The organism is Pseudomonas sp. H3(2019) (genome assembly GCF_007713465.1).
Taxonomy (GTDB): domain Bacteria; phylum Pseudomonadota; class Gammaproteobacteria; order Pseudomonadales; family Pseudomonadaceae; genus Aquipseudomonas.
Genome location: NZ_VMSG01000012.1, coordinates 21,194 through 37,025, shown reverse-complemented (window position 1 = coordinate 37,025; position 15,832 = coordinate 21,194). Strand labels below are relative to the sequence as shown.

Here is a 15,832-nt window from a genome sequence, read left to right as displayed (position 1 = left end):
CGAAACGCAGATCGCATGCCACGTGCACCTACCAATTCTGGTAGTTGTCAATGCTCAAAAATATCCGAATGATGAGCCGGCCGATCACTCGGCCGTATCAACGACCCAAACAATGCCCACCGGAGCGCCCGAAGGAAAACGGGAGATATCGCTCGGATTATCGATGCTTCGGCGTCGAATGTATTCGCATGCCGTGGGGCAGTCGGCATGAGACAAGGGGCACCAGCTTCGGCCGCGATACACGCAGGTCGCGACGCTCACTTCATGTCACACGTTAGGGAGACAGAGTCATGTTGGATATCGGAAGCTCGGATACCTTGAAGTACGATTTCGGTGGAAGGTCATACACGATCCAGATTTACAAGGACAATCAGGACACGAAAAAGTATTACATCGTTCCGCAGCCGCAATTCGCGATCGCCGCGAGCGGTCTGCCGGAATTCTCGCTGCGGCAGTTCACGAATGGCAAAGGCATTTCTGGACAGTGCAATTTCCAGACCGTGCTGCAAACGCCGCCGGGGGCGATCGAGGCCGTGCAGAAGAAGTTCGGCAGCGACATCCGGATCGGCGGCTGGGACTGGACCCTTGGGACGACCTGGTTCAACTACCAGTATCCCGACGACAAGGGCCAGGTGAGCAGCTATTCGGCAGTGGCCTGGCCTTCTCTGGCACCGACGACCGGTGACATCGGGCAGGCGAGTGCCCGCGCGTCGTTCTCGATCTCCCTGCCGAACCAGGCCGCAGTCGCAGCGTTCATCACCGCGTTCAGCAACCCGGGTGGCGGCGGCACGTACGATGTCCAGTACCAGATGCACGTGCCGGGATCGTTGCCGGGCGTGGCAGTCACCGTTGGATTCGACTCGAGCGTCGCCTATCAGTACGAGCAGACCATCCACGTCGACAAAAACGTCTGGGGGTCGGAAACCAGCCGCACCGTCGAAGTCAATCAGTACCTGAGCCAGTCGCAGTCCGGCACGATCGATTATATCTGGGGCAAGATCGACCCGATGTCGGCGCAGGGGCAGGCGATCACCAACTGGGCACAGCAAACGTTGCAGAATGCCGTCACCCAGTCGGTCAATTCGACCATCGCGATGATGCAGGCGAATAATCCGTCAGGAAACGACTACAAGTTCAGCATGAGCCAGGTGAGTTCGTTCTCATACACGTACACGCAGAACACAGTGGTCGACTGGATTGCGCAGTCGTCGACCCTGTTGCCCGCCTTCGCGAATGATGTGTGGGACCGGGTCTACGAGGTGGTCGACTACAGCCCGCTCTCGGTCGTGTTCCAGCTTACCAACGTCGACCTGATCAGCTCCGGGGTCGCGTCGGTGCAGGTCCTGGCGCAATCGCCGTCGGGCAACGACTCCGAGACCCTGACCAAGGACACCACCAGCTGGATCTTCAAACGCCCTGCGGTCACCAATCCGGATGGTTCGCCCAACCTGCGCTATTCGTACAAATACATCGTCACCTACACGGACAAAACGTCGTATGAGTCGCCGACGATCCAGCGCGACGCCGCCGTCGAGGGACAGGCGAGCGTGACGTTCAATGCCGGCTCGCTCGCAGCGCTGGCCGTTACGTTCGAGACGTCGGGCATCCAGTTTGGCACCTCTGAGCAATCGGTGCGGCAAGTGCAAGTCGACTTCGTATTCGTCAACACCAACGTGGCCCCCGGCCAGGCGGCAGAAGCCAAGACCAAGAGCTATGTGTTCCATGCGAACGAGGAAAAGTGGCCCGTATCGTTCCTGACTGCACTTCCTTATACGACGAACTACACCTACTCGGTGCTCTACGTCATGGGAGACGGTTCGCGCGTGACCCTCGCGCCCAGCCAGCCGACCAACCAGAACTCCGTGCAGATTGGATCGCCGCTGGCCCTGCAGCAGGTCATCCTGTATCCGGTATGGGCGAAGGATATGGAAAACGTCTATGTATCCGCGTACTACGTCGATCCGGACAACAGCGTGTCGGTGCAGGGCAATGTCTGGCAGATCGAGAAGAAAGGCGATCCGGTCACTCCGTGGAAATTCCTCGCGCCGAACAACAAGAACGCTTACTGCGACGTGACGGTGCAATACGTGGACGACGGCGAAATCATCGGTTATCCGACGCCGTGGTACGTGCCGCAGCGGCAACCGATCAACGTTACGGCGAAGCAGACTCCGTTCATGGTGACCATCGATCCGTCGCTGATCCAGTGGAACCTCTATGACATGGTCAAGATCGACGTCTACCTGCTGAATGCGACCGGGCAACCGATCAAGCAACACCCGTTCCAGTTCCTCAAGGGAACGGGCAGTCAGTACTACTCGTTCATGCTCGACGGACAGGAGCCTAGCCTGACCTGGTACTACTCGGGCGCCTACTATCCGAAGGACGCATCGCCAGTCGTCATCCAGCAGACGAAAATGACGTCGGCACTGCTCGTGCTGCCGAGGATGTGGAGCAACAAGCAGGTATTGGCCAACGAACGGCCCTACCTCGTTCCGCAAGAGCATGCGCACGCGATCGAGGCCGCCCACCTCCGTCTGCTCACGGGCATCAACCTGGCCGACGAGGAAGAGCTCGCGAGTGTGAAATAACCTGCGCCACTGCCCGGCTCGCGTCGGGCGGACTGCAATGCCGCGGGGGGAAGCGACGCTGTCGCCCCCCGCATTTCCTGCACGCACCCACCGGTTCGGAGTCACCATGGCGAACATCCTCTATCGCATCGTCGGTCACGGGCTGGACGGGGATATCCCGACACTCAGCTTGATCGTGCTGAACCTCGTTTACCTCGACACGGATCACAATTACTGCGCGAACCACTGGTGCGCACTCACCGCTGAGCATCCAGAGGACACGTGGCAGTTCGATCCCGGCCCCGCCACCGCCGGCGGCGTCCTGTATGACGGCCAGCAGTTCGGCCCCACCGGCGAAGCCACGCCGATTCCACTCACGGTGGCCGACGGCACGACGATCCAGGTCGGCGCCGGCGTTCCCGCCACCATCGCCATCACCGTCACACCGCTGCTGATCGACTGGAGCCGGGTCACGCGCGTCGACGCGGAACTCTCCGGCCACCCGCTGACCTTCACCGCTGCCAGCGCCACCGCTCGCTGGCTGTCGCTGCCGGCCGCGGGCTACCCATGGACGGCGACCTACACGCTTGACGACGGCTCGATCTGGGCGCAATCGGGAGTCGGCGCGACGCCGCTACTGGTGCTTCCGGCGCTGCCGCCCGTCACACCAGTCACCTTCACGCCGGTCGCGGATTACTTCGAAACACTGCCGATCGAATCGATCGTGCTGACCGTCGCAAACCCGGGCGGGTCGCCTGGCCACAGCGTCTTCAACCCGGGCCACACGCAGCCGTGGTCGACCGGCATCTTCCAGACAGCGATTTCCCCGGTCGCGTGGCGGCTCGACTATCGCTATCGCTACGTCGTCACGTTCAAGCCGAATGCAGGACTTCAGCCGTTCGACTCGGGCGAGATCGACGGGCATGGCGCGACGTCGATCACGCTCGACGAGGTCGGCATTCGCAATTTCGTCCTGGCCGACGCGATGCCCGCCCTTATCCAGAGCGTCATCGTCCACTATGAATCCGGCGAAATGAGCGACAAGCACGTGCTGCCTGCGCTCCTCGTCGCGCGCAAAAACTATACGCCGGGCTTGTTCTCGTACTGGCTCGAATACAAGATTGCCGGCAAGACGCCGGACTCAAACGGCGAGGAAACCGGCACCGTCTTCATGCCCGGTACGCAGCCCGCCCTCGCGTTCGTCAGGGCCACGTCTGTGCTGCAAGAGAAATCGGTCACGTTGACCGCGCGCAAGCTCGGCGTGGGAGATCAGGTGCAACTTGCGCTCAGCACGAGCGAATCGGGCAACCTGGGCATCCCGTCACGGAAATGGGCGATCCAGGGCATCGGTCCGGCGAATGTCACGCTCAACCGCGCCCATCCGTCCGTCACGTACAGGTACATGGTGGTCGATCCGGATTGCGCAGCGACCAGCTTCACGGGCACGCTGCTGGCCAACGACGAACTGACGCCGATCGATGTCCCGACGGCCGCCGTCAGCGTGGACATCACTCCTCATACGCTGCCCGCGTCAGTCACGCTCGATCCGTCGCGGATCGACTGGAGCGTGAACGAGCACGTGAAGGTGACGGTAACGTTCACGAGCCAACCGAACGACGGGCAAGACTTCCCGTTCACGCGCGAAAGCGGCTACGAGTATGCAAGCAGCACGTCCGTCGACGGCGTGACGCCGATCTATGGTTACGTTGCCCGTTATTACCTGGCGGACGGGACGACGCGTATCGAGTCCGCAGACAATCAGACGAGCATGCTGCTGGTTTTGCCCCCACGCGGCACCGGACAGGGGTAGCGCGATGGCTTGGCACCCGGCACTTGAACGTGCGCTGCACATCGCCCGGCACTTTCACGGCGACGACGCGGAGCAGGCGCGCACACGGCTCCTGCGCCTGCTCGACGATCGCGTCCGTGCAGCCGACGGCTTCACGGGCAGCCTGCTGACCATGAGCGGCTTCCCGGTCGAGATCGCGTTCTCCACCGCCGACGATGCGTTGCGCTATACGCTCGACCCGGCGCTGCCCGACAGCGATCCGCGCGGCGGGGTCGATGCCGCGCTCGGGCAGCTCGCGGCGCTCGGCGCCACACCGGCGCCCGCGTCCACCGTCGACGCGGTTCGCCGGCTCCAGGCCGGTCATCCGCTGCGCTTCGGCACGTATGTTGGTGGACGGCATCGCGCGGGGCAGTGTCGCACCAAGCTCTACGTCGAGCTGTCGAAGGACGCGGCGGCCGATGCCGACGCCTTCGCCGCCGACGTGATCGGCAGGCCCAAGTCGCTCCCGGACAAGCGCCAGCACATCGAACTGATCGGCGTGGACCCCGACTCGCAGCGCACGGAGTTCTACTCGCGAATCGAAGGCATGATCGCGCCGGACCTGGTCGCGCTGCTCGCGCGGGTGAATCTCGCATCGCGCTACCGCGAACTCGTCGAGCTGTTGGGCGAATGCTGCGGCGTGCCGATCTGGCGCGAACTTCCGGGTGATCTGTACGGTTTCAGCTATTCGGTCTCCGCGCGTGGCGAGCCGACCGCGTTCACGCTCTACACCCACGCGCGCGCGCTGTTCGGCGGCGATGGACGGACCCGTGCGCGTATCCTGGAGCTTGGCCGGCGCCATGGATGGGACCTGCGCTTCTACGCGCAATTGACGGAGCCGCTCGCCGCGCTCGACGACCCGACGACCCATCACACGATGTTTGGCATCACCGTGCACGGCGACGCCGAGCTCGGCGTCACGTTTGGCATTGCGCCGCCGCTGGAGCCGGCATGAGCGTCGTCCACCCGACCACCATCGCCGCCACGCTGGATGCACTGCTCGCCGCGCAATCGCCCAGCGGCGCGTTCGGGTCGATCGTCGATCTGCCGACAGGCCCGGTCGCCGACGAGAACGGTTTCGTGACCGCACTCGTCCTGCATGAACTCTCGGCATGGCCCGCCACACCGGCGCTGACCGCGGCACGACAGCGCGCGCTCGACTTCCTGGCGTGCTGCGAGCGGACGGACCGACGCGGCGCGTTCTCATTCTATCCGCCCGATCGCCAGCCGGAGTGGATGCCCATTGCGCTTCTGCCGGACGCCGACGACACCGCGCTCTTCACGCTCGCGCTGGTCAGCGGCGGCCGCTGGCCGGCGCAGCGGCTGACGCACGCCCCGCGCCAGGTGCTCGAGTCGTTTCGCCTGAGGTGGGTCGCAGCCGACGCAAAGCCCTGGCATCGCGAAGGCGTCTATCTGACCTGGCTGGATGAATTGGTCTATCCGAATGTTGTTGATCTTTGCGTCAACATCAACGTTGCCGCGTTGCTTAAGCGCGCGGGGCCGGAGCATGCTGCCGGACTGGCCGCGATCGTCGACATGGTGGATGCAGGACTCACGTGGGCGGGCGCGTCGCCGCAGCGAGCGTTCCTGCTGACGCCTTACTATCCGCATCCGGCCGAACTCGGTCATGCGATCGATCGCGCGATCCGCCTGGGCGTGACCGAATTGCTGCCGTGCCGGGACAAACTGCGGGACCTCGGCTGGTCGTACGCGGCCGATCCTGCCGGCTGGCCGCTCAATACCCCGGTCTGCAGCTCGGACGATGGGCGAATCGTCTGGCGTGCGCCCGTGCTCCAGCAAGCGCGGCAACTCTGTCGCCACCGAGATGCGAGAGCGCATCATGAATAGCCAATGCCTTACATCTCGTACAGTTAAATGCGGACATACTTTCCACTTAAGTTTGATAGCTTAAAGCCATCCAGTGGCATGCACGACAAACAGGGCGGCGCGGAAAACCACTCAGCACAATGGATTCCGGAAACCATTAAATAAACGGGGCGAACTCCGAAAAGCCAGACGAGTAGGAACTTATATATGGAGATATATCGTATGTCGGCTCAAGAAAATCTTGTTGGCGGATGGACTCCTTATCACGAACTGACTCCAAAGGATCAGGAAGTATTCGATGAAGCCCTGGCCGGGCTGGTGGGTGTGCACTACACGGCTGAACTGGTTTCAACCCAGGTCGTCAATGGCACCAACTATCGTTATCAGGCGAAAGCAACGCAGCCTGGCTCGTCAAACAGCTGGCAAGCGATCGTGGAAATTTACGCGCCTATTAACGGCAAGCCGCACATCACCCAGATCATCCGGATCTAAGCACGTATCAAGCCCGTCGGGTCGCGCACGGATAGCGGGACCCGACGTCTACTGGGAGGATCAACACGCTGGTCGATGACAACCACTGCCTTTCATGGATTGGGCTGCACCGTTTGAGGGATCTCCTTCAGAAAGCATCTGTTTTAGGCATTCACGCTCTGCCGTTCCGGGCAGCACTCCAGTCGTTGTTGCCTCCATCACCGTGATTCCTTCCGCGTTGAGTATCGTGACTGATGAGTTGATGTCTTTCCATGGTTCCAACAAGCGCCTCGATATGTTCGGGGCGCTTGTTTTTTTCCTGAAAATAATCCTTTCAGCCCATCCGTCGCTTGCAGCTTTTCGACCTGCAGGTGCCCCGCAAATAGCGTTTCACTGCATCGGCACCCAAAGGCTCCTGATGAACATCATCTGTACTGGCTTGTCGATCCAAAAGCGGGTTTGGGCTTCCAGGTGTGAGTCAGCTGATAGGCTATTGCCAACCATATGAACCACCCAGGCATGACCATCAAGGCGATACGGGTGTCAGGTCTTAATGCCAGCAAACAGAGGACAAAGCCTAGGAACGCCAAAGCGAACCAGGCCATCGGCACACCGCCAGGCATCTTGTAGGTTGATTGCGCATGCAGATCGGGCCGGCTTTTGCGATAGGCAATGTACGACGCGAGGATGGTCGACCAAGTAAAAATCACCAGGATTGCCGACACGGTAGAGACGATGGTAAACGCTGTCATGACCTCCGGAACGATGAACAGCAAAAGTACCCCCAGCAGCATCAACAGTGTGGTAAACGCCAAGCTCAGCAGAGGCACGCTATTACCCGACAAATGCCGAAAAATCCCGGGAGCATTGTCGTGACTGGCCAGTCCAAACAGCATGCGACTGGATGAAAATACGCCACTGTTGGCTGATGAGGCGGCAGACGTCAGCACCACAAAGTTGACGATACCTGCTGCTGCGGGAAACCCTGCAACCAGAAACAGTTCGACGAAAGGGCTTTTGTTGGGCGAAACCTGTTGCCAGGAAGTCACGGCAATAATGCAGGCCAGTGCCAGCACATAAAACAGGATGATTCGCAGCGGAATCGAGTTGATGGCCTTAGGCAGAGTCTTCTCGGGGGAGCGAGTTTCGGCGGCAGCAGTGCCGATCAGCTCGGTGCCGGCAAAGGAGAAGATTGCCATCTGGAATCCGGCAAAGAAACCAAACAGGCCGTTGGGGAAGGCTGCCTGTTTATCCAGCAGGTGGTTCAGGGATGCAGTAACGCCACTGGGTGATACAAAGGAGCTGGCAATCATCACCAGGCTAACGCCAATCAGGGTGACGACGGCAATGATTTTGATGATCGCGAACCAGAACTCCACTTCACCAAAAAGCCTGACGGTCAGCACGTTCAAGGCGAACAGCGTCATTAACATACCGATGGCCGGGATCCAGGCGGGTACATCGGGGAACCAGTACTGAAAGAATCCGCCGACCACTACGGCATCGCCCACTACCGCGACGCTCCAGCTCAGCCAGTACGACCAGCCGAGGAAGAATGCCGCTCGCGGGCCAAGGTAGGCACCGGTAAAGTCCGCGAAGGTTTTGAAGTTCAAGTTGGAGAGCAACAGTTCGCCCATGGCGCGCATGACGAAGTAGACGAACATCCCGATGATCATATAAATGAGGATGATCGACGTGCCTGAGAGGGCAATGATCTTCCCGGAACCCATGAACAGACCTGTACCGATGGCACCTCCCATGGCCATTAACTGAATGTGACGATTGCTGAGCGTGCGCTGCAGCGCGGGCTGTTCAACCCGCTCGGACGGAGTAGATTTCATTACAAAACCTCTTGATTTTATGTTTTTTGAGTTTTGGCAGAAAGTGGGTGTCTAGCGTTGTTGTTAGAAATGCAACGGCTACCGACGGTGGTGGTTTTGGGGGCTTACAGGGCGGTGAGCGGCCCCTTGGCACGCTGCTCGGAGGCATCACCTACGGTTATCAGTTGGCTGTGCGCAGACGCGCCGGTTTAGCGGGTTGCTGATCAAGCAACTGGTAAAGGTCTTTTATGTCGGCGGGTGTCGGCACTAGATGGATGCGCTCGCCGATCTCGTGCTCTCGCGCCAGGTCGTGCAGGTAGCGCAGTGACGAAAAATCTTCGAGAGCAAAACCCACCGAATCGAACACGGTGACTTGGGCGTCATTCTCGCGCCCCGGAATTTCGCCCAGCACAATGCGGAAAAACTCGACGACGGGAGAGTCGGCTTCCAGTTGTTGAATGTCGCCTTCAATCCGGGTTTGCGGTTCAAATTCAACGATGATCCGGGCGTTGCGCAGGATCTCGGCGTGCAGTTCGGTTTTTCCCGGGCAGTCACCACCGACAGCGTTGATATGCATGCCGGGTTCGATCATCTCGGGCGTGAGAATCGTTGCATAAGCTTTGTCGGCAGTCACTGTAGTGACAATGTGCGCGCCCTTGACCGCTTCCTGTACGGAGCTGGACAGAATCACTTCGATACCCGGGAATGCCGACAGGTTGTGCTTCAACTTGAGTGATGCGTCACGATCAATATCGAAAATGCGGATTTCCCTGATCGACAGCATTTCGTGGAAGGCGAGGGCTTGAAATTCGCTTTGAGCGCCGTTGCCGATGATTGCCATGATGCTTGCACCAGGGCGTACCAGGGACTGCGCGACCAGCGCGGATGTCGCGGCGGTGCGCACGGCAGTGGTCAGCGTCAATTCACTGAGCAAGGTTGGATAGCCACTGTGGACATCGGCGAGAACACCGAAAGCCATGACGGTCAGCAAGTCCCTTTGACCATTGCCCGGGTGGCCATTTACGTATTTGAACGAATACTGTTGGCCATCGTCGGTAGGCATCAACTCGATCACACCGTCGGCGGAATGATTGGCGGTGCGAGGCGACTTATCAAACTGCGCCCAGCGTGAATAGTCCGCTTCGATGTATGTGGCCATCTCGCGGATTGCCCGGCGGATACCCACCTTGGCGAACAGGCGTGCGGCATGATCGACATCGATAAAAAGAGTCATGTTTTTATTTTCCGATTCAGTAGTTGAAATGCTGTAGGGCAGGGGATGGCTCAGGCGCGTTTGCTCTCGAAGCCATGCAGCACGTTGACCGCATTGATCCCGATTTCATCGACCATGTAGCCGCCTTCCATCACGAACAGGGTCGGGCAGCCGACGCCTGCTACCAGCTCGCCGATGCCGATGAAGTCTTCGCTTTCCAGCAGGAAGTGGCTGATCGGGTCATCCTTGAATGTGTCGACGCCGAGTGAAATAACCAGCACTTCAGGGGCGAATTGCTGGAGTTTCTTGCAGGCGTGGAGCAGGGCGTTGCGGTAGCTTTGCCAGGTGGTGTTCTTCGGCAGCGGATAGTTCAGGTTGTAACCTTCGCCGTGGCCTGTACCGACTTCGTGGGTGAAGCCTGAGTAGTACGGATAGGACACCGTCGGCTCACCGTGTAGCGAGACAAACATGACGTCACTGCGCCCGTAGAAAATGTTTTGGGTGCCGTTGCCGTGATGAAAGTCGACGTCCAGTACCGCGACACGTTTGGCGCCTTGGGTAATGGCCTGTTGTGCAGCAATGGCGGCGTTGTTGAGATAGCAATAGCCGCCCATGTATTCACGTGCTGCATGATGGCCGGGCGGGCGGCACAGGGCAAAGGCACTGTCGTGGCCTTCATCGATCAGCGCCAGGCCGGTGAGGGCGATGTCTGCACTGGTTTTTACCGCTTGCCAAGTGGTAGCGGTGATCGGGGAGCCGGCGTCCATGGCGTAGAAACCGAGCTTGCCGTCGATGAAAGTCGGGACTTGTTCGTTGGACAGGTCGCGCACTGGCCATACCAGCGGCAGGGCATCGTGGGTACGTCCAGTCGCGCACCATTCTGACCAGGCGCTTTCCAGAAAACTGACGTAGCGCTCGCTGTGCGCATTGACGTAACACGACCGGTCAAATGTTCGCGGTTCGACGATCTGGCCAAGGCCTACCTGCTTGACGCGGTTATGGACAGTATCTGCCCGACTGGGCTGTTCGAACGACGGCTTGAGCACACCGTCTTTCAATTCGGTGCCGTGGTGCAAGCGATGGGAATCACTGAAAACTGTAAACATTCTGCGCATCCGTTAATGTGAGCCAGTGCAAATATTCTGTTCCGGCCGGGACGCGCTTTCTTTGCTTTGTTTTCATGGTTTGCTAGATTAATCGGGCGTTTTTACTCAGGAATGGCGTAATGCAGAAAAAATCATCCAAACGCATTAGCCTCGATGAGACCGACCTGGCGATACTCACGTTGCTGCAGGAAGATGCGAGCATTTCCAACGCCGAGCTCAGTGAGCGCCTGTCGTTAAGCCTGACGCCTTGCTGGCGACGGCGTAAGAGAATGGAGGAGGCGGGCGTAATCAAGGGCTACCAGGCCAATCTTGATCGACGCATGCTAGGGCTGGACATTATGGCGTTCGTGCACATCCGTTTTTCCACCCATGCGGATCATGCTCCGGACGCCTTCGAGGCGGTGATTGCGCAATTGCCCGAGGTGTTGTCTTGTCACAAGATCACTGGGGATTCCGATTATGTGTTGCAAGTGTTGGCAGAGGATCTTGATAGCTACAGTGACTTTATCGAGCAGGTACTCAGGCGTCAGGTAGGTATTGCATCCATTCAGTCCAGTCTGGCTTTGCGCGAGGTTAAGACCAGTAGCCGTATTGCGATACCCAAATCGCTCAAGGACTGAGCGGGCAGATGTCTTTAGGTGAGCAACACGAGCGCTCATTGCAGCGGTTTGCAAGGGGAGCCAGGCTTACACCTGGCTTCTGCCAGGCATGTCGATGCCGTGCTGATGCACCCTTCGATACAGGGTTGCCCGGGAGATACCCAAAGACTTTGCAGCAGCGGTGGGTTTCCAGCGGTGACGCACCAAGGCATCGAGCAGTGCCTGGCGCTCCGGGCTCGCGCAGCAATCAATGGTGTCGCCAGAGCTTGGGCCATCAAGTCGGTGATCTTGCAGTTGCTCGGGCAAATGGCTGACCTGAATCAGGTTTGAGTCGCACACCGCACAGGCATAACGCAGCACGTGCCGTAACTGGCGAACGTTACCTGGCCAGCGGTAGCCAAGCAGGCACTCCAGAGCCGCACCTCCCAGTTGCATGGGTTCTGCGCAAAGCGTCGATTCCTCATCGAGAATCCGGTTGATCAGCGCCAGCCGGTCACTGCGTTCGCGCAGCGGCGGTAACTGGAAGCGCGCTCCATTCAAACGAAAGTACAGGTCTTCGCGAAACTCGCCCGCGGCGACCAGTCCTTCCAGATCGCGGTGGCTGGCGCAGACGACCTGGAGGTCGATCGCTTTGCGCCGTGAGGCTCCCAGAGGCGCCACTTCACCCTCGGCCAGGACCCGCAGCAGCCGGGTTTGCAAGGGCAAGGGCATGTCGCCGATTTCATCGAGAAACAGAGTGCCGCCATCGGCCTGTTCCAGCAGACCTTGCATGCCCTTGCTCGAGGCTCCGGTAAAGGCGCCAGCGACATAGCCAAATAATTCGCTTTCGATCAGGTTCTCGGGGATCGCCGCGCAGTTTACCGCAACGAACGGCCGCTCGCGGCGCTGGCTGGCTTGGTGCAACTGACGGGCGAAGACTTCCTTGCCGGAGCCGGTCTCGCCCTGGATCAGCACCGGCAGGTTGCGGTCTTTAACCCGCACTGCAAGGCGCAGGCTTTCTTCCAGTCGCGGATCGAGTTCGGCGGGTGTCAGTGCCAGTCGCGACGCGTTGCGCTTCACCTGCCGTGGCACGCTGAGGCGACCATGCAATTGCGTGTGGCCACCCTGGCTGTGCAACAGGCATAGCGACTCGTCACTGATCCGATGCAGCAACTGCTGATCGAACACTTGGCCAATATGTTCCGGCAGTTGTCCAAAACTGCGCAACAGCCATTGCCGCGCAGCCGGGTTCAGCGCCTCCAAGCAGCCGTCGTTGTCCCAAGCGAGCAAGTAATCGGGTTGGCTGTCGACGTAGCCCGGGCTGCTGTGGGCTCGCAGCACCCAGTAACCCTGGGCGCAACTCATGAAAAATGCCTGTTCGATTTCACGCGCGCTCTGCACCACCATCTGCCGGATCAGGTGTTGAGAGCGGCGGTCGTCGGGTGAGCGCACCGCCGAAACGTCGAGCACCCCAAGCAGTTCGCCCTTGGGGTCGAAGACCGGCGCCGCGGAGCAGGTGAGTCCGATAAACGCGGCGCGAAAGTGATCGCGTTTATGAACCGTGACCGGCGTTCGCGCGGTCAGTACCGCCGCCACACCACAAGTACCTTCTTCACCTTCCGACCAGCAAGTGCCCAGGTAAAGACCTGCCTTGCGGCAGTCATTGCGGATGGAGGATTCGACGCGGTAGTCGATGGTCTGGCCCTGAGCGTCTGTGAGCAGGACGCAGTAGTCGGCATCGCGGACCCGACCGTGGAGGCGGGCGACTTCTTCACTGGCGATTCGCAAGAATAACTCGGAGCGCTCGCGGCATTCCTGCAGCACGTTCTGCGAGAGGATCCGTGGCCCTTGTAGCGAGCCCGGATCCAGGTGGTGTTGCTCCATGGAGCGGCGCCAGGAGTCGAGAACCAAGTCCGACACAGGCAGCTGCGGCAGGTGCCCGGCATTCTTCAAAACACGGCTGACGCAATCCACATGCGCCTTTGAGTATGCGGAAAGCATTCAGGCCTCCGGTTCCATATTCTTTTAGTTGTGCGGCTATTAAGCGCCGTTCATAGGCTGCAGACAAGCGTCGAGTCAACCGGGGCTGGCGGTGAGACGCAATGTCTCACGGTCTCGCCGCCACCTCGTACTGCCTGACATCACGCGTTTCATTCAGGCTTGATTTCGCTCCCCTTTGGTTTCCATCGAACCGCTCTACTACGGGGTTGTGCAGCTGTTTTTGCGGATCTGGCACTGGCCTTGCTCTAGCTCTGGCAACCAGCCTGACTGGCAACCCAATAATAAAAAGAGGTGCCCGATGTCCTGCCGAAATCCGTTCCCTGTTCTGCCCGTGGTGGCGTCATGAGTCGTGCGCCGCTGACCGTAGGTATCATTGCCAATCCGGCATCCGGCCGGGACGTGCGGCGCCTGACCGCCAACGCTGGACTGTTTTCCAGCACCGACAAGGTCTCGGTGATCCAGCGCTTGCTGGCTGCCTTTGGCGCCACGGGTGTCGAACGGGTGCTGATGCCCACAGACATGACCGGCATCGCCGCCGCCGTGCTGAAAAACAGCCACGGCCGCCAGGCTCGCAGCAGTCACTGGCCAGCCCTTGAGTTCCTCGACCTGACCCTGCGCCAAAGCGTCGAGGATACCCGTCACGCGGCCCGCTGGATGGCCGAACGCGGCGTTGCCCTGATCGCCGTGCTAGGCGGCGACGGTACTCACAAGGCGGTGGCCGCCGAAGTCGGCGACATTCCGCTGCTGACCCTGTCCACCGGCACCAACAATGCCTTTCCGGAACTGCGTGAAGCCACCAGCGCCGGGTTGGCCGGCGGGCTGTTTGTCAGTGGGCGGATCCCGCCCGAGATCGCCTTGCGCCGCAACAAACGCTTGCTGGTACGCGAGCCAAGTTGTGGCCTGTGCGAGATGGCCCTGGTGGACGTGGCTGTGTCCTCGTTGCCCTTCGTCGGCGCACGGGCCATCACTCGCGGGGGCGATCTGGCCGAGGTGTTTGTGACCTTCGCCGAACCTCAGTCCATTGGCATCTCGGCCCTTTGCGGCTTGTGGTTTCCCGTATCGCGTCAGGCTCCGAGTGGGGCCTGGATCCGCCTCGATGCTCAATCTCCGGAAGCGCTGCTGGTGCCTCTGGCTCCCGGCCTGCTGCAAGGCTGCGGCGTACTCGCTGCGGGAAGCCTTGAACCCGGTGTCGCCCATAGTCTGTGCCTGGCCAGCGGAACCCTCGCTCTGGATGGCGAGCGCGAGATCGAATTCAACGCCGATGACCGGCCTACGGTGACCCTCGATTCCAGCGGCCCGCTAAGCATCGATGTCAATGCGGTCCTGGACTATGCAGCGCAACAGCGACTTCTGGCCATCGGCCGTGAACACCCGCAACACCCTCTGAACCTCTCATCTCAAGACACCCTGGAGAATAAAAATGTCGACACAGCTAACCGCTGATCAATTGCTGCATGCCTATCAGGTGATGCGCACCATCCGCGTCTTTGAAGAGCGCCTGCACGTGGAATTCGCCACCGGCGAGATTCCCGGTTTTGTCCATTTGTATGCCGGTGAAGAGGCCTCGGCCGCCGGGGTCATGGCCCACTTGGGTGATGACGATTGCATTGCCTCCAACCACCGTGGTCACGGCCACTGCATCGCCAAAGGCGTCGATGTGGACGGGATGATGGCCGAAATCTACGGCAAGAAAACCGGGGTCTGCCAAGGCAAAGGTGGCTCCATGCACATCGCCGATTTCGAGAAGGGCATGCTCGGTGCCAACGGTATTGTGGGGGCCGGTGCGCCGCTGGTCGTGGGCGCGGCCCTGGCCGCCAAACTCAAGGGGACTGACAGTGTTGCGGTGGTGTTCTTTGGTGACGGTGGCTCCAACGAAGGGGCGGTGTTCGAAGCGATGAACATGGCCTCGGTGTGGAATCTGCCGTGCCTGTTCATTGCCGAGAACAACGGTTACGCCGAAGCCACGGCCTCCAACTGGTCGGTGGCCTGCGATCACATTGCCGACCGCGCAGCCGGCTTCGGCATGCCCGGGGTCACGGTGGACGGCTTCGACTTCTTCGCCGTTCACGAAGCCGCGGGTGCCGCAGTGCAGCGGGCCAGGGCCGGGGAGGGGCCGTCGCTGATCGAGGTCAAGCTGACTCGCTATTACGGTCACTTTGAGGGTGACGCCCAGACCTATCGGGCGCCGGACGAGGTCAAGCATTTCCGCGAGCACAACGACTGCTTGATGCAGTTGCGCGAACGCATCATCCGCGCCGGGCAGGCGCAGGCCAGCCAGTTGGACCAGATCGACAGCGAGGTGGATCTGCTGATCGAGAACGCCGTGCGCAAGGCCAAGTCAGCCCCCAAACCGAGCGCGGCCGATCTGCTCTCCGACGTCTACGTTTCCTATCCCTGAACGCCCCCTATAACAAGAAT

At 60.2% G+C, this 15,832-nt stretch carries 12 protein-coding genes; 8 read left to right on the top strand and 4 right to left on the bottom strand.

Translation table 11 applies throughout. The annotated features are described in order from the left end of the window. The first annotated feature begins 290 nt into the window (after positions 1-290). The 5 genes from FPT12_RS13775 (at position 291) to FPT12_RS13755 (ending at position 6,717) form a co-directional block, all read left to right on the top strand. Entirely contained in the window at positions 291-2,591 is a 2,301-nt protein-coding gene (locus FPT12_RS13775) for a hypothetical protein (protein ID WP_145016744.1), read from the top strand. A gap of 106 nt (positions 2,592-2,697) precedes the next feature. Then, complete coding sequence (locus FPT12_RS13770) at positions 2,698-4,380, top strand: hypothetical protein (protein ID WP_145016743.1); 1,683 nt, start codon at positions 2,698-2,700, stop codon at positions 4,378-4,380. A gap of 4 nt (positions 4,381-4,384) precedes the next feature. Next, positions 4,385-5,353 carry a hypothetical protein gene (locus FPT12_RS13765; RefSeq protein WP_145016742.1) on the top strand — a complete coding sequence of 323 codons (969 nt, stop codon included), beginning with the start codon at positions 4,385-4,387 and terminating at the stop codon, positions 5,351-5,353. Then, positions 5,350-6,246 carry a hypothetical protein gene (locus tag FPT12_RS13760; protein ID WP_145016741.1) on the top strand — a complete coding sequence of 299 codons (897 nt, stop codon included), beginning with the start codon at positions 5,350-5,352 and terminating at the stop codon, positions 6,244-6,246. The genes FPT12_RS13765 and FPT12_RS13760 overlap by 4 nt, the downstream gene beginning before the upstream one ends. 201 nt (positions 6,247-6,447) lie before the next feature. Then, positions 6,448-6,717, top strand: a complete 270-nt coding sequence (locus FPT12_RS13755) for a hypothetical protein (protein WP_145016740.1) — start codon at positions 6,448-6,450, stop codon at positions 6,715-6,717. Positions 6,718-7,121: 404 nt separating this feature from the next. Here FPT12_RS13755 and FPT12_RS13745 read toward each other — a convergent pair whose 3' ends face one another. The 3 genes from FPT12_RS13745 to FPT12_RS13735 all read right to left on the bottom strand — a co-directional run bounded on the left by FPT12_RS13745 (position 7,122) and on the right by FPT12_RS13735 (position 10,835). Then, positions 7,122-8,537, bottom strand: coding sequence for an amino acid permease (locus FPT12_RS13745; RefSeq protein ID WP_145016738.1), 1,416 nt, complete (start codon positions 8,535-8,537; stop codon positions 7,122-7,124). Positions 8,538-8,697: 160 nt separating this feature from the next. After that, on the bottom strand, positions 8,698-9,750 hold the full coding sequence (locus FPT12_RS13740; protein ID WP_145016737.1) for an ornithine cyclodeaminase: 1,053 nt from the start codon (positions 9,748-9,750) through the stop codon (positions 8,698-8,700). A gap of 50 nt (positions 9,751-9,800) precedes the next feature. Next, positions 9,801-10,835, bottom strand: coding sequence for a histone deacetylase family protein (locus FPT12_RS13735; protein WP_145016736.1), 1,035 nt, complete (start codon positions 10,833-10,835; stop codon positions 9,801-9,803). A 119-nt stretch (positions 10,836-10,954) separates the two neighbouring features. Between FPT12_RS13735 and FPT12_RS13730 the strand changes: the two genes are divergently transcribed. Further along, positions 10,955-11,455, top strand: coding sequence for an Lrp/AsnC family transcriptional regulator (locus FPT12_RS13730; protein ID WP_145016735.1), 501 nt, complete (start codon positions 10,955-10,957; stop codon positions 11,453-11,455). A gap of 66 nt (positions 11,456-11,521) precedes the next feature. Here the strand turns inward: FPT12_RS13730 and FPT12_RS13725 are convergent, their stop codons facing one another. Then, complete coding sequence (locus tag FPT12_RS13725; RefSeq protein ID WP_145016734.1) at positions 11,522-13,414, bottom strand: sigma-54-dependent Fis family transcriptional regulator; 1,893 nt, start codon at positions 13,412-13,414, stop codon at positions 11,522-11,524. A 342-nt stretch (positions 13,415-13,756) separates the two neighbouring features. Between FPT12_RS13725 and FPT12_RS13720 the strand changes: the two genes are divergently transcribed. Then, positions 13,757-14,857: an ATP-NAD kinase family protein gene (locus tag FPT12_RS13720; protein ID WP_145016733.1), complete on the top strand. Its 1,101-nt coding sequence runs from the start codon at positions 13,757-13,759 to the stop codon at positions 14,855-14,857. Beyond that, on the top strand, positions 14,835-15,812 hold the full coding sequence (locus tag FPT12_RS13715; protein WP_145016732.1) for a thiamine pyrophosphate-dependent dehydrogenase E1 component subunit alpha: 978 nt from the start codon (positions 14,835-14,837) through the stop codon (positions 15,810-15,812). Before FPT12_RS13720 ends, FPT12_RS13715 begins: the two co-directional genes overlap by 23 nt. The last annotated feature ends 20 nt before the right edge of the window (positions 15,813-15,832 follow it).